At 58.4% G+C, this 20,057-nt stretch carries 25 protein-coding genes and 1 tRNA gene; 19 read left to right on the top strand and 7 right to left on the bottom strand.

The window, feature by feature from the left end; genetic code table 11:
* The first annotated feature begins 9 nt into the window (after positions 1-9).
* The 11 genes from CWB41_RS04645 to CWB41_RS04600 all read left to right on the top strand — a co-directional run bounded on the left by CWB41_RS04645 (position 10) and on the right by CWB41_RS04600 (position 10,141).
* Positions 10-285, top strand: a complete 276-nt coding sequence (locus CWB41_RS04645; RefSeq protein WP_129396400.1) for a hypothetical protein — start codon at positions 10-12, stop codon at positions 283-285.
* Entirely contained in the window at positions 263-1,552 is a 1,290-nt protein-coding gene (locus CWB41_RS04640) for an AAA family ATPase (protein WP_115835357.1), read from the top strand. The genes CWB41_RS04645 and CWB41_RS04640 overlap by 23 nt, the downstream gene beginning before the upstream one ends.
* Positions 1,553-1,842: 290 nt before the next feature.
* Positions 1,843-2,796, top strand: coding sequence for a hypothetical protein (locus CWB41_RS04635; RefSeq protein WP_115835358.1), 954 nt, complete (start codon positions 1,843-1,845; stop codon positions 2,794-2,796).
* A gap of 270 nt (positions 2,797-3,066) precedes the next feature.
* The gene (locus CWB41_RS04630) at positions 3,067-3,564 is read left to right on the top strand and encodes a MerR family transcriptional regulator (protein WP_115835359.1); all 498 of its coding nucleotides are present in this window, start codon (positions 3,067-3,069) and stop codon (positions 3,562-3,564) included.
* Between the two features lie 295 nt (positions 3,565-3,859).
* Entirely contained in the window at positions 3,860-4,309 is a 450-nt protein-coding gene (locus CWB41_RS04625; protein WP_115835360.1) for a Terminase small subunit (DNA packaging protein Nu1), read from the top strand.
* Positions 4,302-4,448, top strand: a complete 147-nt coding sequence (locus CWB41_RS16130) for a hypothetical protein (RefSeq protein ID WP_165204000.1) — start codon at positions 4,302-4,304, stop codon at positions 4,446-4,448. Before CWB41_RS04625 ends, CWB41_RS16130 begins: the two co-directional genes overlap by 8 nt.
* Before the next feature lie 138 nt (positions 4,449-4,586).
* Entirely contained in the window at positions 4,587-5,315 is a 729-nt protein-coding gene (locus tag CWB41_RS04620; protein ID WP_115835361.1) for a hypothetical protein, read from the top strand.
* 11 nt (positions 5,316-5,326) lie between these two features.
* Positions 5,327-6,064 (top strand): HK97 family phage prohead protease, encoded by a 738-nt coding sequence (locus CWB41_RS04615; protein ID WP_115835362.1) that lies wholly within the window; start codon positions 5,327-5,329, stop codon positions 6,062-6,064.
* 203 nt (positions 6,065-6,267) lie between these two features.
* Positions 6,268-8,199 carry a hypothetical protein gene (locus tag CWB41_RS04610; protein ID WP_115835363.1) on the top strand — a complete coding sequence of 644 codons (1,932 nt, stop codon included), beginning with the start codon at positions 6,268-6,270 and terminating at the stop codon, positions 8,197-8,199.
* A 138-nt stretch (positions 8,200-8,337) separates the two neighbouring features.
* Complete coding sequence (locus tag CWB41_RS04605; RefSeq protein WP_115835364.1) at positions 8,338-8,874, top strand: hypothetical protein; 537 nt, start codon at positions 8,338-8,340, stop codon at positions 8,872-8,874.
* Positions 8,834-10,141 carry an HD domain-containing protein gene (locus CWB41_RS04600; RefSeq protein ID WP_115835365.1) on the top strand — a complete coding sequence of 436 codons (1,308 nt, stop codon included), beginning with the start codon at positions 8,834-8,836 and terminating at the stop codon, positions 10,139-10,141. Before CWB41_RS04605 ends, CWB41_RS04600 begins: the two co-directional genes overlap by 41 nt.
* Before the next feature lie 106 nt (positions 10,142-10,247).
* Here the strand turns inward: CWB41_RS04600 and CWB41_RS04590 are convergent, their stop codons facing one another.
* On the bottom strand, positions 10,248-11,198 hold the full coding sequence (locus CWB41_RS04590; RefSeq protein WP_115835366.1) for a hypothetical protein: 951 nt from the start codon (positions 11,196-11,198) through the stop codon (positions 10,248-10,250).
* A gap of 130 nt (positions 11,199-11,328) precedes the next feature.
* On the opposite strand from CWB41_RS04590, the gene CWB41_RS04585 reads away from it, so the two are divergent.
* Positions 11,329-11,535, top strand: coding sequence for a hypothetical protein (locus tag CWB41_RS04585; RefSeq protein WP_115835367.1), 207 nt, complete (start codon positions 11,329-11,331; stop codon positions 11,533-11,535).
* Between the two features lie 457 nt (positions 11,536-11,992).
* Here the strand turns inward: CWB41_RS04585 and CWB41_RS04580 are convergent, their stop codons facing one another.
* Positions 11,993-12,238, bottom strand: a complete 246-nt coding sequence (locus tag CWB41_RS04580) for a DUF3761 domain-containing protein (protein ID WP_115835369.1) — start codon at positions 12,236-12,238, stop codon at positions 11,993-11,995.
* 81 nt (positions 12,239-12,319) lie between these two features.
* Between CWB41_RS04580 and CWB41_RS04575 the strand changes: the two genes are divergently transcribed.
* From CWB41_RS04575 to CWB41_RS04570, 3 genes are all read left to right on the top strand, one after another.
* A complete protein-coding gene (locus tag CWB41_RS04575) occupies positions 12,320-12,901 on the top strand; it encodes a methyltransferase domain-containing protein (protein ID WP_115835370.1) in 582 nt (193 codons plus the stop codon).
* Positions 12,898-13,059 carry a hypothetical protein gene (locus CWB41_RS16125; RefSeq protein WP_165203997.1) on the top strand — a complete coding sequence of 54 codons (162 nt, stop codon included), beginning with the start codon at positions 12,898-12,900 and terminating at the stop codon, positions 13,057-13,059. The genes CWB41_RS04575 and CWB41_RS16125 overlap by 4 nt, the downstream gene beginning before the upstream one ends.
* 167 nt (positions 13,060-13,226) lie before the next feature.
* The gene (locus CWB41_RS04570; protein ID WP_165203994.1) at positions 13,227-13,676 is read left to right on the top strand and encodes a tetratricopeptide repeat protein; all 450 of its coding nucleotides are present in this window, start codon (positions 13,227-13,229) and stop codon (positions 13,674-13,676) included.
* A gap of 523 nt (positions 13,677-14,199) precedes the next feature.
* Here the strand turns inward: CWB41_RS04570 and CWB41_RS16460 are convergent.
* The 4 genes from CWB41_RS16460 to CWB41_RS04550 form a co-directional block, all read right to left on the bottom strand.
* Entirely contained in the window at positions 14,200-14,328 is a 129-nt protein-coding gene (locus tag CWB41_RS16460) for a hypothetical protein (protein ID WP_281024137.1), read from the bottom strand.
* 55 nt (positions 14,329-14,383) lie between these two features.
* Positions 14,384-14,620: a hypothetical protein gene (locus tag CWB41_RS04560; RefSeq protein WP_129396399.1), complete on the bottom strand. Its 237-nt coding sequence runs from the start codon at positions 14,618-14,620 to the stop codon at positions 14,384-14,386.
* Positions 14,621-14,631: 11 nt separating this feature from the next.
* Positions 14,632-14,895 carry a type II toxin-antitoxin system HicB family antitoxin gene (locus tag CWB41_RS04555; RefSeq protein WP_115835373.1) on the bottom strand — a complete coding sequence of 88 codons (264 nt, stop codon included), beginning with the start codon at positions 14,893-14,895 and terminating at the stop codon, positions 14,632-14,634.
* 278 nt (positions 14,896-15,173) lie between these two features.
* Positions 15,174-15,413 carry a helix-turn-helix transcriptional regulator gene (locus CWB41_RS04550; RefSeq protein ID WP_115835375.1) on the bottom strand — a complete coding sequence of 80 codons (240 nt, stop codon included), beginning with the start codon at positions 15,411-15,413 and terminating at the stop codon, positions 15,174-15,176.
* Positions 15,414-15,712: 299 nt separating this feature from the next.
* Between CWB41_RS04550 and CWB41_RS04545 the strand changes: the two genes are divergently transcribed.
* Complete coding sequence (locus tag CWB41_RS04545) at positions 15,713-16,213, top strand: hypothetical protein (protein ID WP_129396398.1); 501 nt, start codon at positions 15,713-15,715, stop codon at positions 16,211-16,213.
* Positions 16,214-16,435: 222 nt separating this feature from the next.
* Here the strand turns inward: CWB41_RS04545 and CWB41_RS04540 are convergent.
* Positions 16,436-16,512 (bottom strand) — tRNA-Arg (locus tag CWB41_RS04540).
* A 44-nt stretch (positions 16,513-16,556) separates the two neighbouring features.
* Between CWB41_RS04540 and CWB41_RS04535 the strand changes: the two genes are divergently transcribed.
* From CWB41_RS04535 to CWB41_RS04525, 3 genes are all read left to right on the top strand, one after another.
* Positions 16,557-17,507 carry a hypothetical protein gene (locus CWB41_RS04535; protein WP_115835377.1) on the top strand — a complete coding sequence of 317 codons (951 nt, stop codon included), beginning with the start codon at positions 16,557-16,559 and terminating at the stop codon, positions 17,505-17,507.
* Between the two features lie 13 nt (positions 17,508-17,520).
* Positions 17,521-19,014, top strand: coding sequence for a M48 family metalloprotease (locus tag CWB41_RS04530; RefSeq protein ID WP_115835378.1), 1,494 nt, complete (start codon positions 17,521-17,523; stop codon positions 19,012-19,014).
* 106 nt (positions 19,015-19,120) lie between these two features.
* On the top strand, positions 19,121-20,020 hold the full coding sequence (locus tag CWB41_RS04525) for an RNA polymerase factor sigma-32 (RefSeq protein ID WP_115835379.1): 900 nt from the start codon (positions 19,121-19,123) through the stop codon (positions 20,018-20,020).
* The last annotated feature ends 37 nt before the right edge of the window (positions 20,021-20,057 follow it).

The raw sequence follows: 20,057 nt of genomic DNA, 5'->3' as shown, positions 1-20,057 counted from the left end.
GGAACTAAAATGAAGCTTTTATCTATCGAGCGCGCGCGAGGCGGAAGCGCCGGAGTGCGCGATATTGCTAAATTTAGCGTTCAAATAACCGACGATTTGCGACTCGTCGGCGTGCGACTTGTCGAAACCGATTCGGGCCGACGCCTTGTCTATGCGCCATCGGCTGGCGGTAGCCGGTGTGCCACTTTCAGTACCGAGCTTGCCAAGGCGCTCACTGCCTTAGCTTCTGAATCCCTCAACAATCTTATGGACCGCCAAGTCAATGCATACAGCAACGCATCCTGAGACCAAAGAACCCTCGCCGATTCGAGCAACCCCATTTGAATGGATCGATCCGTCCGATATCCCCTTGCGCGGTGAAGATCTGGACTTCGAAAGCGAGTTCCCGGAATACGAGAAAACAGACGAGGATCGCGGGCCGGCGAACGACAATAATCCGCAACCTGAATCTTCTGCCGGCCCTCAGCCCGAACCGCTGTTGGTCATCAATCCAACCGACTGGCAGGGCCAGCCCGTTCCCGAGCGCCAGTGGCTTCTTCCGGGCCTGATACCAAGCCGTACTGTGACGCTGCTGTCTGGCGACGGCGGCACAGGCAAGACGCTTCTCGCCCTGCAGATAGGCATGGCCACCGCGCTTGATTGCGCCGCGTGGGGTGACACGAAGCCCAGCGCCGGCCGGTGTCTCTACATCGGCGCCGAGGACGAGCCCGATGAATTTCACCGCCGCATGGTGGCGATCCTGGAAGGCTTTGGTCGTTCTTTTTCCGAACTATCAGAGTTTCGTTTGATGTCTCTGGCGGATCGCGACGCCTTGCTCATGGCCGAGCACCGGGGCAAATTAACAGAGACACCGTTGCTGCAGCCGGTGATCGACGAGATTTGCGCATTCATGCCCGCGCTTGTCGTTCTTGATACCAGCGTGGACTTCTTCGGCGGCGACGAGGTGAAGCGAGTCCAGGTCAAGCAATTCGTCGGTGCCTTGCATCGCCTCGCGATGACGCTTGATTGCGCGGTACTTCTCTTGAGTCATCCCTCGGTGCAAGGCATGACGACCGGCACCGGCCTTTCCGGCTCTACGGCGTGGAACGGGGCGGTGCGCAGCCGCCTGTACCTGACGGCCGCAGCCGAGAAGGACGCCGACCCTGACGCCCGCGTGCTCACGACCATGAAGGCCAACTTCGGCCCGAAAGGCGGAAAGATAGCGCTGCGCTGGGATCGTGGCCGCTTCGTCGCGGACGATGGCACCCAGACCAATCCAGCCCGCGCGATACTCGACAAGCGCACTGACGGGATTTTCCTAGAGTTGCTGTCAAAGCTCACTCGGCAAGGACGGTGCCTCAGTCCAAGCCCAAGTCAATTATATGCGCCCACCGTTATGGCGAAGCATCCCGACGCGAAGGGCGTGTCGAAGAGTGATCTAACGGGCGCATTGCAGCGGCTTCTCGACGCCGAGAAGATCCAGATCGTGAAGGAAGGACCACCTTCGAAGCTTCGGAGCAGACTGATCGTTGCATCGGAGAATTTTGGGCCGGATCGCGTGCCTTCCAACTAACGCTTCCAACGCCCTTCCAACGCCCTTCCAACGCTTCCAACGGGGGGTGTGCTCCAACCCCCTTATACCCCCGGTTGGGTTGGAACACCCCAACGCCGTTGGAGGCGCTGGAAGTTCCAGCCCAGAAAGCAAGAACGAAACCTTGCCGAGTGCGAAGGCCGGCACGCTTCAGCAACCGGGCTTCAACCTGGCCGGCCACCACATGGGCGACTCGCCCAGAGGCGCCGCTCACCGGGCCAAAGGCCCTGCCGCATTAGCCGCTAATTTGTCTAGACGAGGAGATTTAAACGATGGCGCAATTGCGCACGCCGCGCGACCACGCGGATGACACAGCAAAAATTATGAAGGCGCTGCCCAAAAACGACTCCGATATCACGCCGGCACCGAGGCACGTTGAGCGACCGCGCCACCGCGACCTCGCTGACGAACTGCGGCCACTGCTCGATTGGCGGCGGCTGTCAAATCCCGACTCGTCGGCATGGTGCGCGCCCGATAACGACAATGAACGTCATGTCGACGAAGACGGCGTCGCGCTCAACGTTCGCGACGTTGAGGCAGAATGGGAAATCCGGCCCACCGTCAATGAGATCATGAATGCGGTTGAGGAAGGCGGTACCAAAGCCGCCCTGAAGCTCTGGAAAAAAGACGATTACGGCACGCCGTATGGCGCCGAGCAGGAACGCGACGAGGATCGGAAGGTCGCAATCGCGGCGCTGAAGTATCTGCTCGCGTATGTGCAAGGAACACCTGTCGCGCCCGCTGAGCGGCATGATCCGCGCTTTACGCCACCGGGCATTGGCGCCCCGGAAAGCCCTAGGCGGCGTGCTCTGCGCGATTTGGCGGCGAGTCTCGGCGTTACCCGCGACGTGCCTCTTGATGAGGCCCGCAAACGCTGGAACTTGCCGCCTGTCGCCAACGATAACGAACCAGCATTTCCTTGGCGGCCTGCGGATCCCCGCGAGATCTTTTATACCGGGCGCGTGCGCAGCAACCCAGATGCAAGGCAAGCTGGCCCTGAGAATGACGGAATTTCTCGTCGACAGGGGGCGTTGCAAGAAGCGGCGCATCTTCGAGGGAAGCTCAGCAGGCACACGGTTAAAGCTCTCGACATAGCGATCGAGGCCCAGAACTTCGCCGAGGTTGGCGCGGCGTTCGGCTTTCTAGGCAAGAACGCCGAGCGCCGGGGGAAGCAGCTAGTCCTTGAGTCTTGTGCTGAATTGAAGGCGGCGCTCGCTAAAGGGTAGCGCGTCCCTTCTTGCAGTCTCGCAACGTATATATATGAGGCCGTTTTCTTCTTCCTCGTCGACGGCCTCGATGGTTGCAGTTGCGGCGGCGAAATCACGAGCGTCGCCGCGACTCCCTGACATTGCGCCGTCTAACGCGGCGCTGGCCGACTCCGGATGAACGAGCGGCCACCTTTCCTCGCGCGGCTTTTTTAACCTTTTCTGTCGCGCGCAACTGCCGATCCTTCGGGATCGGCGCTTTTATTCGCCTAAATAAAACTGGAAACGCCAATGTCCTATAAGCTTGCACAAACCGCCGATGCTGTCGGAATGAACGCGCGAACGCTCAGCGATTGGCTCGATCGCGGAATTATTCCTGCTCCGCGTAGCGGTAAGGGCAATCACCGAGCCTTCGGCATTCGGGATGTGGACCGCATCGCTATCGTTCACGAGTTGACGCGCATCGGCTTGCCCGTCGCCGAAGCCGCGAAGGCCGCGTCCGTATTTTCAGATGAGCGCTCCAAGTACCGGCCGCGTGCGCAGCTTCACCAAGAGGGCAAAACATTCCTTGTGATCGACAGCGATTGCGCGCGAGTCGTCAACGCTCACACGCGCGAAGAATTCGAGTCGTTGATGGCCGGAATGTTTTCCAGAGATCACGGGGTGGTGGCGTTGAACGTCAATACCGTCGTTGCTCAGGTTGATGCTGCGCTTGCGTCTGGTGGGTCGGCGCCAAAGCTGCCAGCGGGCGCGCTCTATCGCAATGGCAAGAAACTGCACGTTGGCTAGTGGCTACCCCCCCCCCCGGCCTTCCTGGTTCCCCCTCAGGGCCGGTACCACCCCGGGCGACGCACCACCTCGATTGGCATCTGTTGCACAGAAATTTTTTGTGAATACAGCATCAACATATCCAACTCATTGATCAGGAATATTTTTCTTCGAAAGGAGATGCCGCATTCCTACGCATAGTCTGATTCAGACCGCCGCTCTTCTCGGCGTAAATCGAAGCACCGTTTCAAACTGGATTTCGCGCGGTTGCCCGGTTGTCTCTCGTGCCGACCGCAGCACCAAAAAAGAGTGGCAGTTGTCGCTTCCGGACGTTGTCGCGTGGCGGATTGCGCGCGCCGTCGACGATGCGGTTTCTGGCCTTTTGTCGCCGGATGGCAAGATTTCCAAAGACGAGGCCGACCGCCGCAAATCCGTCGCCCAGGCGAGAATGGCCGAAGTCGATCTTGATGAGCGCTTGCGGGCGGTCGTCCTCGTCGCCGACGCGAACGAAAATATGTCCGATTTCGCTCAGGCCCTGCGAGCAGGACTCAACAATGTCGCTGTCAAATGCGCCGGCCGCGCTTCGCTGATGAACAGCCCACACGACATTCGCCAACTCATCGAGGACGAAATCAATCGCGCCATGCGGGTCGCGCAGCAGCTTCTGAATGAGAAATGGGCAATGACTTGCCGCGGCGAGCCGCCCGATGACGACGCGGGTGCCGAGGCCGACATTGGAGAGGAACAGCTTGAAACAGATGAATAATCAAAAGCGCTACACCGAGGCCGAGCAGGCCGCCATCCGCGAAGAGGCTCGCGCCGCCATTGAGGCTGCGAAGCGAAAGAACCTTGAAAAGCTTCGCCGCGCCGTAATCGCCCGGCTGGTCGAGGCCGGCACGAAGTAGCGCCCACTAATTAGGGGCAACCTTTCGGACGGCGCCGCAGGTCCGCCGAACAACGGGAATCTGGCCTCCGTGCCCCTGACATACGTTTTGCGGACAAGGCCCGAACGACCTGCACCCTTTCCCATTCACGAGGAACGAATGACAAAACTCAAACCCGCGCCAGCCGCTGAGCCGAGCGTCGCCGACGCCGAGCGCGCCGTTAGCGAAGCCGCTTTAGAGTTTGCGGACATTAAAGCCAGGATCGCCAGCGCCGAAGCGGCGCTACCCAGGCTGGCGCTCGATCCGGACGACTCCAAGTTCGAGGAAGCCTCCCTTCAAATAGATCGATTGAAGCGCTCGAAGCTGCGCGCCCAGGCTCGTCTTGAGCAGGCGAAAGCCGCCCTTATCGCCGCCAATGCAAGGGCGAAGGAAAGCCGTCGCAAAGCCCTTTATGATGCCGGCCTCGCCGCTGAGGCGGAAATCAAGAAGCTCGTTGATGAATACGGCCGCCGAGCCGCAGCCGTTGTCGAGGTGTTGCGCGAAATTGCGACGCACGCCGATGCCATCAATGTGGCAAGCGAAAACCGGCCACTGTATTCGCCCTTATTTGACGTTCGCGGCCTCTATATAGGCGGCTGCGTCGTTCTGCCCAGCGCGCATGATGAACATGGTTATATCTGGTCGCGCGGCGAGCCCGAGCCGGAAGATGCCGAGACGACGCCCACACCAGCCACGCCGTTCATGCCTCGCGCGCGACCCCTTGCTGGCGAAAAGCTTAGCGGACGCACGCTGCCGGATGGAACGCGGCGGATCACGTTGCCACCGAGTGATTGGGGCACGCCGCGCGAGTATACGGAAGTGCACTCGCACAACCTCGAAGCGAATTGAGAAAGTACAAAATGAAAAATACGAAATTTAGCCCCGCAAAGATAAGGTCGGCGAGTTACGACGCCGATGCCAACACGATCGATATCACGTGGAGCGTCGGCGCGGACGTTTTACGCGAAGACTATGAGGGGCCTTTCATTGAAAGGCTTTTGATGGGCGAAGGCAACGTCCGCCTAGACCGACTCAACAGCGGCGCGCCGTTTCTAGGCGTTCACAAATCAGACAGTCTTGACGACGTTATTGGCGTTGTTGTCGCAGGCTCGGCTCGGATTGAAGATGGCAAAGGGTTGGCGACCATCAAGCTGTCCTCTGCTGCGGGCGACAGCGACACGATTTCTAAAATTCGAGAAGGCGTGATCAAGAATATCAGTGTCGGCTATCTCATTCACAGCAGCACGCGCATCGAAGGTGAGAACGGCGAGCCGGACGTGGTCGAAATCAGCGATTGGGAACCGCTTGAGGTTAGCGCGGTGCCAATTCCTGCGGATGCCGGCGCACAGATCAGGTCGGCTGGCCGCAAGCGACCCTCGCAACGTTTGTCGCCAATGCAGCGTGGTGCGGCCGAGGCGACGCGCCTTCTTCAAGCGACGCGCACTAGCGCCGAAGCGAAGGGCGCATCCGAAGCACGCGCGGTGCTCGGGTCGATAGGCCGCATGACGCCGGTTCCCAAAGTCGGAAAAATCGACAAGCGCGAGGTCGAGGCCGGCGCGCGCGAGGCGCGGGCGTTGCTCAAAGGCAGACGGGCATGAGCGCGCCTATTGGCTACTCGACGCCGACAATAAGCCGGCGCTTCACCAGACCGTTGTATGCGAGGCGCGACGATGTACGCGCGGCGGCAAACGCCGTCTTCAAAGACAGTGTTCACGATGAGAAACAGCCGACTACTGACAACGAACATTATATCCGATTGAGCGACGATCCGCACGACATACTTGAATCGAGACGCAAATAAATGGCCGACGAAAAACTGAGGTTGCAGGCCGAGGTTCAGGACAACATGAGTCCTGCACTTCGAAAAATTCGCGACCAGCTTAATTCAATTCGCGTCAGCCCAGGCATGGAAGCGGCGACCGACCAAATGAAGAAGCTCGGCGACGGGGCCAAGGACTTCGCGACAAAAGGCGCGTCAGTCGCTGGCATGATGGATGCCCTTGGGGTTGGTGGTCTAGCTACGGCGGGCGGCCTAGCTGCAGTCGTCGCGCAAATGCGCGAGCTTGGGCAGCGTTCGCTCGACATGAAGGAATTCGCGCGCGAGACGGGCGTAAGCGTCGATTGGCTGAACGCCTGGAGTCATGCCGGCCAGCATTTTGGCGTTTCCGCCGATGCGATGAATACGGCTCTTAATAGCCTATCGGCACAAATGCCTGGCCTTGAGAGTCGGACTAGTGAGCTTTACGCATTGCTCGCGCAACGTTGGCCGACGCTGGCTGACAAGCTGCTTGGCGATAATCCAGAGCAGCGCATGAAGGACGTTGTTAACTTCCTCAACAACGACGCGAAGTTGAGGGCTGATCCGCAATTGCAGAAGAAGCTTGCGGGTGAGTTTTTCAGCAACCCGGATGATGTTGAGAAGCTGTTTCGCGATGGTGCGACGGGATTCTGGGACGAGTTTAACAAGCAGGCCAAAGCGCTCGACCCGATAAACAAGGATTTGCTTAAGCAGGCTCAAGTTTTCAGGGACGCGCAGATCGGGTTTAATGATGCTCTCGACAACTTTGAGAATAGCACCGGGCCTGCTTTTCTGAAGCAGATGACTTCCATCGTCGATGAAGCCCGTACTTTGATGGACGACCTCGGTGGCAAGAAGGCTAATCCGGGTGAGCCCAACAAGCTCTGGGGATCGCTGAGTTCGGGCGACGTTACCGGATTTGGAAGTGAGCTTGCAAAGGTGTTCGCCAACTCGGTGATGACCGAACTCGGCCTTTCAGAGAAACAGAAAGCCGATCTTCTCAGCAGCGCCCCAGCCCAGGCACCCCATCCCGCGCCTTCTGGACGTTATGGCTACCACCCGTCGAGCTTTGAGGGCAATTCAAACGGATTGTTCCAAAGAACGTCCTACGGCGACCCGGTTATGCGTGCCTCGGACGCCGGCCTCGCCGGCCTAATTTCTGACGGCACGAAGTCTGGCGTGCTCGCGGCGTTTCGTGAGTTGATGGCCGGCAACGAAGCCGACCAGTCTTCGGCCGGCGGCGGTTTTGCCAAAGCCTCTTATGAGACTAGCGGCGGCGATCCTGTCGCTGTCGGCCGTGCGATTGGAAGGCTAGACGGCTCTGCTTCCGGCGGCGCCTATCATGATCCGAACGCCTTCTATGACGCAATCATTTCGGCGGAAGGAACGGGCAAGCACGGGAGCGCATACGACACTTCTCTTGGCTACACCAAGTCGCCCGTTCCGCTCACGAGCATGACGTTGGCGCAATCGCTTGAGTGGGGCGATTGGATTCGAAAGCATACGAGGATCGGCGAGCTTACGAATTCGTCCGCGAAAGGTGCGTTTCAGATTGTGAACGCCACGCAGCGGCTGGCTATGAAGGCCCTCGGGCTTCACATGGACGATCTCTTTTCAGAGACGAACCAGCAGCGTATGGCGTCTTGGATTGCGCACAGGCAAGGGCTGGGTGCCTGGGCATCTATGTCGACGCACCCGAGGCAGTATGCGCAAGCGCTACGCGCTCTAAAGAGCGGTGAGGACGGCCAATATCGCCGGGCCACTGGCTTGGCGGCGTCTAGCGCAACGGGATCCGGCGGGGCTGGCAAGGCCGCTGAGGGGCATATCCGCGCCGACATACACGTGCATGGCGACGCTCGGAAAGCGACCGTCAAGACGCGGGGCGCGATCGAGGCCAGCCTGCACAGATGGCCCAGTGTGCAGGACTGGGCGTGATTAGGGCGGCGGAGCGGCTCAGGTGCAGCTCGGATTTCCGCGATTGTAAGATAGTAAGAATATGTTAGTGTGTTCTTGTTATGTTCTAATGCGTTCCAACTGATTCGCTCATATTGCTTCCCCAGGGGAGAGAGAAATATGGATGCCGAGGGCCTAGTCTTAGGGGTGCTTCAGGCCGTGCCAGGGAATGTGGTGCGCGGTAGGAAGCGCCTGCAAAAGCTCGCCTATTTTGCAATAAAAACGGGGGCGGCCGCCGAAGGCGTCAAATACTCGATTCGCGATTTTGGCCCATTCAGTCTGCAAGTTGCCAATGCGGCAAGCTTTCTGTCCTTTGTAGGAGAGCTTGAGGAGCGCGACGAGCCCATCGGGCGCAGCCAGAAGTTCGTCAAGGTCTATTCACTTGCGAATCTGGGTAGTACCGCTCCGAACTTGCCGGACAGCACCCAAGTTGCTCTCAAGAAGCTATCCGAATATTCGAGCATTGAGCTAGAGATCGCTTCAACCATTTCATTTTTTATTTCGCAAGGGATGACAAATGATCAGGCGATCAAAGCTACGCGTGAACTAAAGCCCGCAAAGTCCGCAGAGCAGATCGTGCAACGCGCCGAGGAGGCCCTCGCTGAGGTCGAACTCAATGATGAAGGAAGAAGAGCGCGTCCGCTGCCCTATCCATGATCTGATTAATTTCAAACGCTCTCGCGACGAAGACATACTTCTCTGGAAGCTTGTTCAGACCAGCGCAATCCAGCGACTTCGTCGCATCAAGCAGCTAGGGTTCTCCGAGTTCGTCTATCCTGGCGCCAGCCACACCCGATTCTCTCACGTCTTGGGCGCGATGCATATGGCCAGGAGAATGTTAGATGTCTTTGCGAAGAACGAAGCCATGGAGATTTCCGCTGACCTTCCGATCAACCGAAAGGCCACGTTAGCCGCTGCACTTTTGCATGATGTGGGCCACGGGCCTTTTTCACACGTATTCGAAGAAATTTCGGATCACTTTGGGGTGGGCCGCGATCATGAGTCCTATACTCTCGACATAATTGACTCGCCCGAGATTAAAGAGATTTTGACTGAATACGGGGTTTACGAAAAGACAAGACAGTTTTTTGCTAAGGAACCTGGCTATAGCGTATTCAACGCTGTCATATCGAGCCAAATGGATTGTGACCGCTTGGATTTTTTGTGTAGGGATCGCTATCATACCGGAATTCGATCTGCGGCGATCGACCTGGAATGGCTATTTGACAGCTTGCGGATCGAGCAAGTCCCAGTAGACGACGAAGGGCACGTACATCAGTATTCGTTTGTGCTCGCCGAAAAAGGACTCGCGGTCGCTGAGGAGTTCGTGATCGCTTACATGCAGATGTATCACACAGTCTATTTTCATAAAGCGACTAGAGGCATCCAATTTCTCGTTCACGATATGCTTGTGGCGCTTTTAGGTGAGAGCGAGACAATTCCCCAGATGAGGGCCACGACGCTTTCAAATTTCATTCACAATGGAGGAGAACTCGCAACCTATATGCAGCTTGACGATAGTTCGATCCTCGCGTTGGCTCACATGGCTGCCGAGAATAATTGGGGCCACGGGACTACGCTTGCTCGGCGCTTCTTGAACCGTGACTCTTACAAATGCTTTGAAATTCCGAGTACAGTAAGCGGCAATGTGCCCAGGTCGAAATTGGAGCGGTTTCGGACAGCCCTCCAAACCGAAAATATATACTTCATTGAGGACATAATCTCGCATCGTAGTTACAAGCAGCATGCCGTGACAGACCCCAACTTTCTTAAAAACATACTTATAAAAAAGGATGGAGAAATCGAGTCTTTGGGCAATGTGAGTGGCTTCTTGAGAGCGCCTGCGCCGCGTGTTGCCCGAATATATTTTGCCAATTCTGGCGCTCGTGATCGGGCGCGAGTTGTCTATCAGGGGCTGGGATAGCGAGCCGGTTGCCACACGGCAAATTCTGCGGCGCGCCGATCACGCTGAGGAGGGCGTGGACCTCGGACCAGGTGTATTTGGCAGTGAACCGACCGCACATGGCGTTCTAATCCGTCGCAGACTTCACGACTTTCGACGTGTGAGCTTGCTTAATTAATTCAGCCACGAAGCGAGCACAAATGTCGCGCGCTTTGTACGCTAGTTCCCGGTGTTTGACTTGATTGCCGCGCTTGAGCTTCCCATGAAAAATCTTGCTCCGCAAATCGTAGATATCATCAAAAGCCTTCCAGTCTGCGTCAGACATCCCCATCTCAGCAAATGTTCTTTTGATAGACTGGCGGATGCTCTTGAATACGCTATCGGAACCAATCGCCTTCGCGACTTCTTCAGCTTGCTCTATAGGCAAGCCGGTTGAGGAGGTTGCCTGTTGTTTTAAGTTTTCAAGCAAGGCAAGCTGGTCGTTGGTCCAGGGCGACTCGTGTGAGAGCAACTCTACGGCAGATATGCACAACACCGCCTCTGCGAGCGGCTCACGAGCGCTCTTCGAGAGTCCGATTAGATTGAGGGCCGCCGCTTGGTCCTCGTCCAAACCGTCTACCTCGTCAAATGCAGAGACGGCTGCATTGAGGAAAGTCGTCGGATCGGCAGTGACCGTTACGCGCCCCTCTAGGTGATAGAAATCGCAGTTCCCGTCGTCCTCATAGACGGCCAGGCCGTGAACATCCGAAAGCAGACGTCGCCCCTTCTGCTCAGCGATCGCGTCGATCACGCCTTTCGCAAGCCCACTAGTTGCACGATTGTCTCCAAGGTCGATTCCCATTCCTTGCTTTGTGCCAGCCAGCAGAAATGCATGCCCAAGTGCTTCTCCAAAGTTGTGCGCATTCTCCTCGGTTTCAAAATCGCTTGCACTTAACACTAGCCAGTTTGACTCCTTAAATGGCACTCGGTTTACAGTTGCGACTTTCGCTTCTCTGCCGCCGAAATTAACGCGCATTTCCACTGCGTCTGAGTTAAGCGGCTTGGAAACCCTGAAGCGGTAGCGAATTGACCAAGCCATGTCACAACCCTCAACCAGATAATGTCCGAGCTAGTGGCGCGCGGACTTACGATGAAGTATCCACCGTAAAAATCGACTCGACTCGCCGACCGAAGGCATGACATTCTCGCTGAGAACATAGCACGAACACGTGAGCGAGGCAATGCAAGCTAAGAGGCCGGCCTTTGACGAAGAAGCCGCCGCAGCGGCGGCCATAGACGAAGCGCTTGCCGAGCACAACGGCGATGCGCGCGCGGCTATTCGCTCGCTGTTGGAAGCAGTGTCGTACCTGGAGAAGGCGCGCGACCGGGCGCTTGATCTCGTGTCGGTCGGCTATGCGAGAGGGAGGGTCGATTGACTGGAATAACGAGCAAAAGCGCCGACGAGCCCGGAATTATTGCGCAGTGTGGCTTTGTTTCTTAGACAAAGAATTCAAGCGGGCGCCGATATTTATGCCGGCGCATTCCAACTCGCTCGGGGAGTTCGGTGCCGACGTAAATCTCAAGCTTCCGTCATTATTGCACTTTTCCATGTCGACATCTCCTACATCGTCGTCAGCTATCTTCACCGTGACACAGGTGTCGAAATCGCCCGCAACTGCGCAATCTTGCCTGGCTTGCGCATATTCGCGGCACAGTGCCACCTGACGGCAAAACCGTAGGTTTTCAGGAGTTGAATCGGACGCCACAGACCCGATCATCCAGATCGCGCCGACGATTGCTCCGATTATCATTACGGCGGTTATTAGTGGTGGCCACCAAGGAGGAACGTTGTCTGCCAAAGGAAATCCCCGCCATGAATCAATCTAACCGAGGTCACTCCCACTCCGCGACGCCGCCGTGATGCGAACAAGTGCCGGTGTGGTGACGCGAGAAGCTGTGCGAGCCATCGTTGCAGATCGCGGTCTCGCCTTCTTGGTGCGTTGTCGCGCAAACGGGGCGGTGTACGGTGTCGCCATCGACGTCAGTGTACGAGCCGGGAGTCGCGTGGCAGCTAGTGGCGGCGGACGCGATTACGGGCGATAGCAGGCAAGTAGCGACTAATGCGGCTCGTAAGAGCATGGCGTTCCCTTATCGTTGACGGGTAGTAACGCACAGCCTAGGCTTGGAAGGCAAGCTTGTGACAGTAAGCCTTGAGGCGAGATGATGAAGTTTCAGGAGCTTCCGGAGAGCGAGCGCGCGGCGCTCAAAGAGCGGGCACGGAATGAAACGCTCATCGAGCTTTGGAAAGAAATCCCAGCTTCCAGCAGCCAAGGCTGGAACGATAGAGCCGCCCTGGCGGCGGAAATGCTGGGAGATGTTCGGTCAGTAACGGATATCGGCTGCGGCGCGATGGCGCTTGAGCGATACCTACCGCATGCGACCTACGTTCCGGTCGATTGCGTGCAGCGCGACGCGCGAACCATCGTGGTCGATCTGAATCGCGAGCCCGCGCCAGAGACGGGGACCGACGCCGCGACATTGCTGGGCGTCCTCGAATACATCCACGACGTACCGAAATTGCTTGCCGATCTTGCGCGCGCGTACCGCGTCATTTTGGTGACTTATAACCAAGCCGAGGACAGACAATCGGCTGAGGGCGTGACGCGGGATACTTGGGTTAACAGCTTCACGCGAGATCAACTTGGGGACGTTTTTGAGCAATCTGGTTTGCACATAGTTCGGCGGGAGTCGTTGGGGACTCAAACCCTGTGGCTTCTCAGGTCTCAAACGGCGGCGTTATGAACATGGGCTACCGCTCTCAAAATAACCGCGACGCCGCCGAGCGCGCAGCTTGGCGCAAGCTGCCGCTGCACGCGCGATACGACTGGCCGGTAATACTTGCTGTTATTGTTGTGATCGCTGCGTTCGCTGCGGGGTTGGCGGTGAGGTCGATTGGCTGAGTTAGGCTTGCTACTCCGTGAACGAGGGCCGAGTCCGTGAGTATGCAAAGTCGGAAGTGAATATGCGCCGGTTACGATATTTCGCCATATACCTTGCGGTGTTTTTCGCTGTGACGGCCGTAGTGCTAATTCTGCCTCGGGGCGTCGACCCAATACTTCGAAATGGGTTGAGCATAGTCACCGTCATATTTTTCGCCGGCGCCGCAGTGGTCACGGTGAAGGCGATCATCGAAGGCAAGGCGGGTAAAATCAGCCGTGCGGAACGACCCGTGACTTATTATGCTTTATTGGCCCTCATGCTTATCGGCATGCCGATAATGTTCGCCGACTTCAGCGGGATCATAAACGTGCAACGACTGCTCAATTGGTGGTCGCCTAACCAAAGCACAGCTTTAATTTACGAAAATTGGGGTCGCTCTTTCCAAGCGAGCGGAAAACTTGATACCGCAATAGCGAACTACAATACGGCGATTGAACTCGATCCCCGACTTGCTGATGCCTATGCCGAACGAGCTTCGGCTTATCAAGCAAAGGGCGATCTCATGCGCGCTAGGAAAGACTTGGAAATTGCCGCGCGAGTTCGGGCAAATCTCAACTCAGCCTTTCCGCCTAACTAATTGGATTACGCTTTTACGACCGGCCTTCTCGTCGTCGCGGCGTTTGCTGCGGGGCTGGCGGTGCGGATGAGGGCCTGATTTAACCACGTGCGATACGATGTTGGATTTTGTTTCTCGCAGCGATACGCGAGGCTCAGTAGTCGGCGGTCTTCGGGCCTCACAAAGCCGACTTCGGCGTGGAGACGCTAGGAACCGTGTAAGAGCCGTACAAAGAAGATAGCAACCCACGCAGTTCCGACGATAAGCAACACGCCAATGGGGAAGCCATAGATCGCATGATTTGGATGGCGCTCGAACCAAAGGCCCGCGAAGACGAAGCCGAGGCCCAAAATCACTGGGGAGAAGGCGACAACAATTCCCCAAAGGGCAGCCCAAGGCACTGGCGCGCCCGCCCCATCAAGTCCGGCAAACGCTATGAGTGGCCAAACCAGGTAGCATAAGGCCGCGGCTCCGAAGAGCCCGATACGCACAGTCCATCTGATAGCGATTGAACTCATAGTCTCAGGAGCTTCGCCGCGATTTGTCACTTCAGGTGCGATTCTTCCAGGTGACCAGCGTTTTCGAGGCCAGAATAGGCGGGATCAACTTCGTGCAGCAGGCACGCTGGCGATGCGTATTCGATATTTTCGTCGTTGTTCTCTTTCTGCGACATTAGCCAATCGTCCTACAACTATCTTCTCGCCGCGCCGTCGACGCCGGAAGCGGGTTCAAAGCAGCCTGACAACGGGGTCACCGAATAGATATGCGTCGGTAAGCTCAAATCCATTGATAAAGAAATCGATCTTATCGTCGGGTATGTCAGCTAGGAGCGTCCCACTTTCGCCGTTTGCGGAACGACGAATTTGCCCTTCGATGACTTGGCCGCCATGCTCGGTCAACATTTCCTCAAGCCTACGAACCACATCAGGCCCGTGATTTTTGTATTCGATTGATATTCTTCTCATCTAACTCTTTCCTAATAAACCTCGCGCATCACCGCGCCTGTCTCGGCGATATCTTCAAGCACCTCGGGATCCTTTAGCAATTCCTCGGCGGTTCGCGGCTCAGGAATGGGAAAGCCTTGCTCGCGCGCGTCTTCAAGCCATTCAGCTAGCGCCTCGCGCGCATGTGACAGTGCTTCCTCAATCGTATCGCCCATCGCGTGGCAACCGGGCGCATCTGGAAACACGACGCCATAAGCGCCGGGTTCGCCGTCAATGAGTGCAGTGTAACGAGCCATCTATATGTGTCTCCATCCCACGAGGTGTTGGGCTTAGCAGTCATTTTCTCTGAGCCACTTTTGAAGGGCAGTTTCGGCTTTCACCGGAGGGCTATTCGATATGCCGCTCATCTTGTCGATCGCCGCATCGATTGCGTGCCGATCCCATTTCCGCATCGGAAGCGCCTTGGGTATGAACCCCTTTTCGACCCATTTTCCGAATGTCGGAAGGGTCACGCCGCAGTAGGCTGCAGCCTGCGTCTTCGTCATTAGGCGCGGCAAAGCAACGTCATCTTCCTTCACTTGACGGACCTCAATCTCACGCCCGGCTGGCCGTGGTTGAGAAATTCGATGCCGGCTGCCTCAAGGGCAGTCATCACAGATTTTATGGTGTCGAGCCCGCTGGTGAGAATTTCGGCGCCTCGTTTTTCCATCGCGCTTACGGTGTTGATGTTCACCCCGGCGCGCTTCGCAAGTTCGCCTTGGTCGATGCCAGCAAGAGCGCGCGCGGCCCTAAGCTGATTCCCGGTCGTGAGCATTTTCCATCCTGATTCCTGTTACGCTGTGTTTTTTTCATAGTTTGCTGTTGACAGCAACGCCCCTGCTGAAACACAGTTAACTAGTAATGATTCATAGTCACGAGGGGACTACCAAATGCCTAACCGACCTGTTCGGGCGAGCGCTATCGCTTTGCCCCATCACCAACCTGCCGAACCAACCTTCGTCCCGACCGACGCTGGCCGCGCCTACCTCTTGCTGCAGGATATCGCAGCCGCCGGCCTCGACTTGCCGCCCGAACTTGCCGCCGAGTTGGCCGCGCTCACAGGGGGCCCAGCCAATGTGTGAGGCTTGTGACGCCAGAGAATTGCATGCGGACGAAGCTGACGAAGCCTATGCATTGCTTCTGATGATTACCGAAAAAATCCACGCGGCGCCCATCGTTACTGAAAGCGGCCGCGTGCAAGTCGTTATCGATTTAGAGGACCGCGAGTTTGACTGGCTATGCGAATGGGGAACCGGAACCGAAGACGACGAACAGCATGATCCCAGCGAGGACGACGATCCCAGGGAAGAGGACATGCCGCCCGAGCACAGCGAGAATTTGGAAACCGACAGCCGCTTTAGATTCGGGCCGGGCGAGACAACTGGCGTCGCCAATCTGTTCGAGCGAGGTAGGCGCGTTATTGTCGGGCTCGGCGAAACCGAGGTCGTCGGGACCGTTAAGTCCTGCAAGCTTGGTGCGGATTGGCCTCGCTACACTATTGAGATTGCCGAGCCGCCCGGCGTGTTGATCGAGGCCGATTCTTGCCATGTCTACCCCTCCTTAGAGGGCGTGTAGGCACAATCCCCGCAGCTACCACAAACGCCGAGCGCGTCACCACCGCGCCCGGCAGCAGCAAAAAGGCCCGCTTCGACGGGCCTTTTTCATGCGAACCATGTCGCGTTCATGTCGCGTGGAATAAAACGCAACGCTTGTAAACCATTGATATTGCTTAGTCGTGTCGCGTAACAATTGCAACACAAATATCTGGGCAATTAGCGCCTAAGCCATTGAAAGCATTGGCGTCCCGGAAGGGAGTCGAACCCCTGACCTGCGGTTTAGGAAACCGCTGCTCTATCCTGCTGAGCTACCGGGACCGACTTCGGCTGCGCCGTCGCGCGATTTGCCTTACCATGAGAAAATGACAGGTTCCAGCGACAGCCTGCGGCCGCTGCGCGTCTCTCCGGCGCGCCGCCTCCTGGCTTGCACCGCCGGTGCGATGCTCCTCGCCGGGCCGGCGAGTTTGGTGCCCTTGGACGCAGCGGCCCAAAGCCCGGCGGCTTCGGCCTGTCCGGCAGCCGGGATCGAGGCGGCCGCCGTCGCCTCGGTCGACCAGCGGCTCGAGATACATTTGAAGGATGGGCGCGTGCTGCGGCTCGCGGGGTTCGAACCGGTGCGTCCGACGCCGGACAATCCGGATTTCGACACGATTGCACGCGATGTCTTGACCAGTGTCCTGGCTAGGGCGATTCCCGGCGCCATCGGCTTCATTCCACTGTCGCCGGTGCCGGACCGCTGGGGGCGCATTCCGGTTTTCGCCTTCCTGTCGGGACAGGAAAAAGGCGCGGGGCAGCCATCGCTCGCCGAGTTGCTGCTGACATTGGGATATGGACGTTTCATGCCGGAGCCCGAAGCGCGTCCCTGTCAGGCCGATTTTCTTGCCGCCGAGGCGGGCGCCCGCGCGCGCCGCAACGGTCTTTGGCAGGATCCCTATTATGCCGTCATCGCAGCGAGCGATACGCGCGCCTTCGCGGAAAAAGCCGCGACCAATATCATTGTCGAAGGCCGGGTGCGCGACATCGATATACGGCCGAGGCGCAGCTATCTGCTTTTCGGGCCACGCGGCAGCGGCGGATTTGCGGTCACGATCCTGCAACGCGACGTCAAGATATTTGAGCAGGCCGGATTTGCGGTTCATGCTCTTATCGGCAAGCGAATCCGCGTACGTGGTCTTTTGGATCTGCGATTTGGACCACAGATTGCAGTGTCAGACCTCGCGTCGATAGAAGTCGTTTCCCCGTCCGAAGGCGCTTCGAGCACGGGCCAACCTGTTGAGGCGAAAGCTGCTGATCCGGACGAAAAGCCTCAATGAAGGTTCGCATTTGATGTCACGCCTGCCACGCAACTCCGCCGTATCCGGCTGGCGCCTGTTCGGGCTGGGCGCGGCGCTCGGCCTGGCGCTGGCGCTCGGCGCGTGCGCCGAAGTCGAGGAGCAGGGCGACAAGCCGATCCAGGTCGAGATTCCGGCCGCCGCGCCGCGCACGCTCGGCGTCGAGACACCCGCCTCGGCTGAAAACCAGAAGATGATCGCGCTGTTCGGCGGCGAATATCATGACCCCGCGGCCCAGCAATTCGTGAATGGAATTCTGCTCAAATTGGCCAAGGCGGGCGACAATCCCGAGCAACCCTATCAGGTGACGATCCTCAATTCGCCGGTCGTCAACGCCTTCGCCATGGCGCCGGACCATATCTATGTGACGCGCGGCCTTCTGGCCCTGGCCAACGATGCTTCCGAGGTCGCCGCCGTTATGGCGCATGAGATCGGCCATATCACAGCGCGCCATGCTGTGCTCCGGGAGGAAGAGGAAAAGCGCGCGGCGCTCATCAGCCAGGCGGCGGCGGTGATCGAGAGCCGGCAGAAGGGTCAGGAGGTCGAGGCAGTCGAGCGGCGCACGCTCGCCAGCTTCTCGCGTCAGCAGGAGTTGGAAGCGGATGAGATCGGCATCCGCGTGATGGCCAAGGCGGGGTATGATCCTTATGCCGCGGCGCGCTTCCTGACGACGCTCGGCCGCGACAGCGCCCTGCGCTCGAGTCTCTTCGGCCAGGGCTCGGACGTCTCCAAGCCCGATCTTCTCGCCACGCATCCCTCGACACCGGAACGTGTCGAGCGGGCCCGGCAAGTGGCGCAGGAGTATGGTCCACCCGGCACCGGCATCACCGACCGTATCGCCTATCTCGCCGCCATCGACGGGATCATGTATGGCGACGATCCCTCGGATGGCTCGATCCGCGGAACGACCTTCATCCATCCGCGGCTCGGTTTCTTGTTCACCGCGCCGGACGGCTTTGTACTGGAGAACTCGGCGCAGGCCGTGCTCGGTGTCAAGGCCGGAGGCCGCGAGGCCCTGCGGCTCGACTCGGTGCGGCTCGAACCCTCGGTCACGCTAGAGAGCTACATTTCCTCAGGCTGGATCGACGGTTTGCTGCCGAGCACAGTCGAAACGCTCACCGTCAACGGCATGCCGGCGGTGATGGCGAACGCCCGTGCCGGCGAATGGAATTTCCAGGTCGCGGTCATCCGCTTCCAGGGTGATCAGGTCTATCGGCTCATCTTCGCGATCCGCAGTCTCGACGCGGACGCGGAGAAGCGTTTCCGGGCCTCGATCGAATCGTTCCGCCGCACGACGCCGGACGAAGTCCAGGATGTGAAGCCGCTGCGCATCGTCATCGTCACCGCCCAGTCAGGCGATACGGTCGAAAGCTTGAGCAACAAGATGGCGGTCGCCGATCATCCGCTCGAACATTTCGAGCTGATCAACGGTTTGACGAGCGCCGGACCTTTGCCCGCCGGGGAACATTACAAAATCGTCACGGATTAAGCCCTTAGCCTATTGCGCCGCGGCATGGCGGCGGGAACCCCTCCACTCTTGATACGTTATTCGCCGTGAGATCTTGCGGGGTTGGCCTGCCAATCGAGGATCGTTCATGGCGCAACAATATGTGGGCTTGGACCGCCATCTCGCCGCCGCGGCGCGGGCCGCGCCGTTTCTCGACCGCGAGGAAGAGCGGACTCTGGCCGCGCGATGGCGCGACTATCATGACGAGCGGGCGCTACATCGCCTGACGCAGGCGCATATGCGTCTTGTCATCGCGGTTTCGATGCGCTTTCGCCATTATGGGCTGCCGGTCAGCGATCTTATCCAGGAGGGGCATGTCGGCCTGCTGCAAGCGGCGGCGCGCTTCGATCCGGCGCGTGACGTCCGGTTTTCGACTTATGCGACGTGGTGGATTCGCGCCGCGATTCAGGATTTCGTCCTGCGCAATTGGTCGATCGTGCGCGGCGGCACGAGTTCGACGCAAAAGTCCCTGTTCTTCAATCTGCGCCGCCTGCGGGCGAAATTGTCGGTCGAATATTCCGGCGCGGCGGTCTTCGATCAGATCGCCAAAACGCTCGGCGTGCGGCGTGCGGACGTCGAACTCATGGACGCGCGTTTCGCAGGTCCCGATCTTTCGCTGAATGCTTCCATATCGGAGGCTGATCCGGCCGCAACGGCGCAGCGGCTCGATCTCCTCGCCGACGAGGGGCCGCTGCCGGACGCGCTCGCCGAGGCTGCGATCGACACCGATTGGCGCATCGCCCGGCTCGCCGAAGCCTTGCGCGGTCTCAACCCGCGCGAGCTCGACATCGTGCGGCATCGCCAGCTCGCGGAAGAGGCCGCGACGCTCGAATCGCTTGGCGCCCGATTGGGAATTTCCAAAGAGCGGGTCCGCCAGATCGAATGCCGCGCGCTTCAAAAGCTGCGCCAGGCATTGACCGGCCCCGCTGCGGGCGAGCCTGGCGCGCGGCGTGAGTCGCTGGAAATGAACCCGCCGCCGCATATGTGATCGCCTTCGAACCGAAGCGATCGGTACAAGAAATAGA

It is taken from the genome of Methylovirgula ligni (assembly GCF_004135935.1).
Taxonomy (GTDB): Bacteria; Pseudomonadota; Alphaproteobacteria; order Rhizobiales; family Beijerinckiaceae; genus Methylovirgula; species Methylovirgula ligni.
The sequence above is the reverse complement of the archived record's forward strand: the minus strand, read 5'-3'. Positions and strand labels throughout refer to the sequence as shown.

Bases quoted from the DNA above. Each gene is read 5' to 3' on its own strand.
- CWB41_RS04645 (WP_129396400.1), top strand. From the start codon at position 10: ATGAAGCTTTTATCTATCGAGCGCGCGCGAGGCGGAAGCGCCGGAGTG.
- CWB41_RS04640 (WP_115835357.1), top strand. From the start codon at position 263: ATGCATACAGCAACGCATCCTGAGACCAAAGAACCCTCGCCGATTCGA.
- CWB41_RS04635 (WP_115835358.1), top strand. From the start codon at position 1,843: ATGGCGCAATTGCGCACGCCGCGCGACCACGCGGATGACACAGCAAAA.
- CWB41_RS04630 (WP_115835359.1), top strand. From the start codon at position 3,067: ATGTCCTATAAGCTTGCACAAACCGCCGATGCTGTCGGAATGAACGCG.
- CWB41_RS16130 (WP_165204000.1), top strand. From the start codon at position 4,302: ATGAATAATCAAAAGCGCTACACCGAGGCCGAGCAGGCCGCCATCCGC.
- CWB41_RS04620 (WP_115835361.1), top strand. From the start codon at position 4,587: ATGACAAAACTCAAACCCGCGCCAGCCGCTGAGCCGAGCGTCGCCGAC.
- CWB41_RS04615 (WP_115835362.1), top strand. From the start codon at position 5,327: ATGAAAAATACGAAATTTAGCCCCGCAAAGATAAGGTCGGCGAGTTAC.
- CWB41_RS04610 (WP_115835363.1), top strand. From the start codon at position 6,268: ATGGCCGACGAAAAACTGAGGTTGCAGGCCGAGGTTCAGGACAACATG.
- CWB41_RS04605 (WP_115835364.1), top strand. From the start codon at position 8,338: ATGGATGCCGAGGGCCTAGTCTTAGGGGTGCTTCAGGCCGTGCCAGGG.
- CWB41_RS04600 (WP_115835365.1), top strand. From the start codon at position 8,834: ATGATGAAGGAAGAAGAGCGCGTCCGCTGCCCTATCCATGATCTGATT.
- CWB41_RS04590 (WP_115835366.1), bottom strand. From the start codon at position 11,198: ATGGCTTGGTCAATTCGCTACCGCTTCAGGGTTTCCAAGCCGCTTAAC.
- CWB41_RS04580 (WP_115835369.1), bottom strand. From the start codon at position 12,238: ATGCTCTTACGAGCCGCATTAGTCGCTACTTGCCTGCTATCGCCCGTA.
- CWB41_RS04575 (WP_115835370.1), top strand. From the start codon at position 12,320: ATGATGAAGTTTCAGGAGCTTCCGGAGAGCGAGCGCGCGGCGCTCAAA.
- CWB41_RS16125 (WP_165203997.1), top strand. From the start codon at position 12,898: ATGAACATGGGCTACCGCTCTCAAAATAACCGCGACGCCGCCGAGCGC.
- CWB41_RS16460 (WP_281024137.1), bottom strand. From the start codon at position 14,328: ATGTCGCAGAAAGAGAACAACGACGAAAATATCGAATACGCATCGCCA.
- CWB41_RS04560 (WP_129396399.1), bottom strand. From the start codon at position 14,620: ATGAGAAGAATATCAATCGAATACAAAAATCACGGGCCTGATGTGGTT.
- CWB41_RS04555 (WP_115835373.1), bottom strand. From the start codon at position 14,895: ATGGCTCGTTACACTGCACTCATTGACGGCGAACCCGGCGCTTATGGC.
- CWB41_RS04550 (WP_115835375.1), bottom strand. From the start codon at position 15,413: ATGCTCACGACCGGGAATCAGCTTAGGGCCGCGCGCGCTCTTGCTGGC.
- CWB41_RS04545 (WP_129396398.1), top strand. From the start codon at position 15,713: ATGTGTGAGGCTTGTGACGCCAGAGAATTGCATGCGGACGAAGCTGAC.
- CWB41_RS04535 (WP_115835377.1), top strand. From the start codon at position 16,557: ATGACAGGTTCCAGCGACAGCCTGCGGCCGCTGCGCGTCTCTCCGGCG.
- CWB41_RS04530 (WP_115835378.1), top strand. From the start codon at position 17,521: ATGTCACGCCTGCCACGCAACTCCGCCGTATCCGGCTGGCGCCTGTTC.
- CWB41_RS04525 (WP_115835379.1), top strand. From the start codon at position 19,121: ATGGCGCAACAATATGTGGGCTTGGACCGCCATCTCGCCGCCGCGGCG.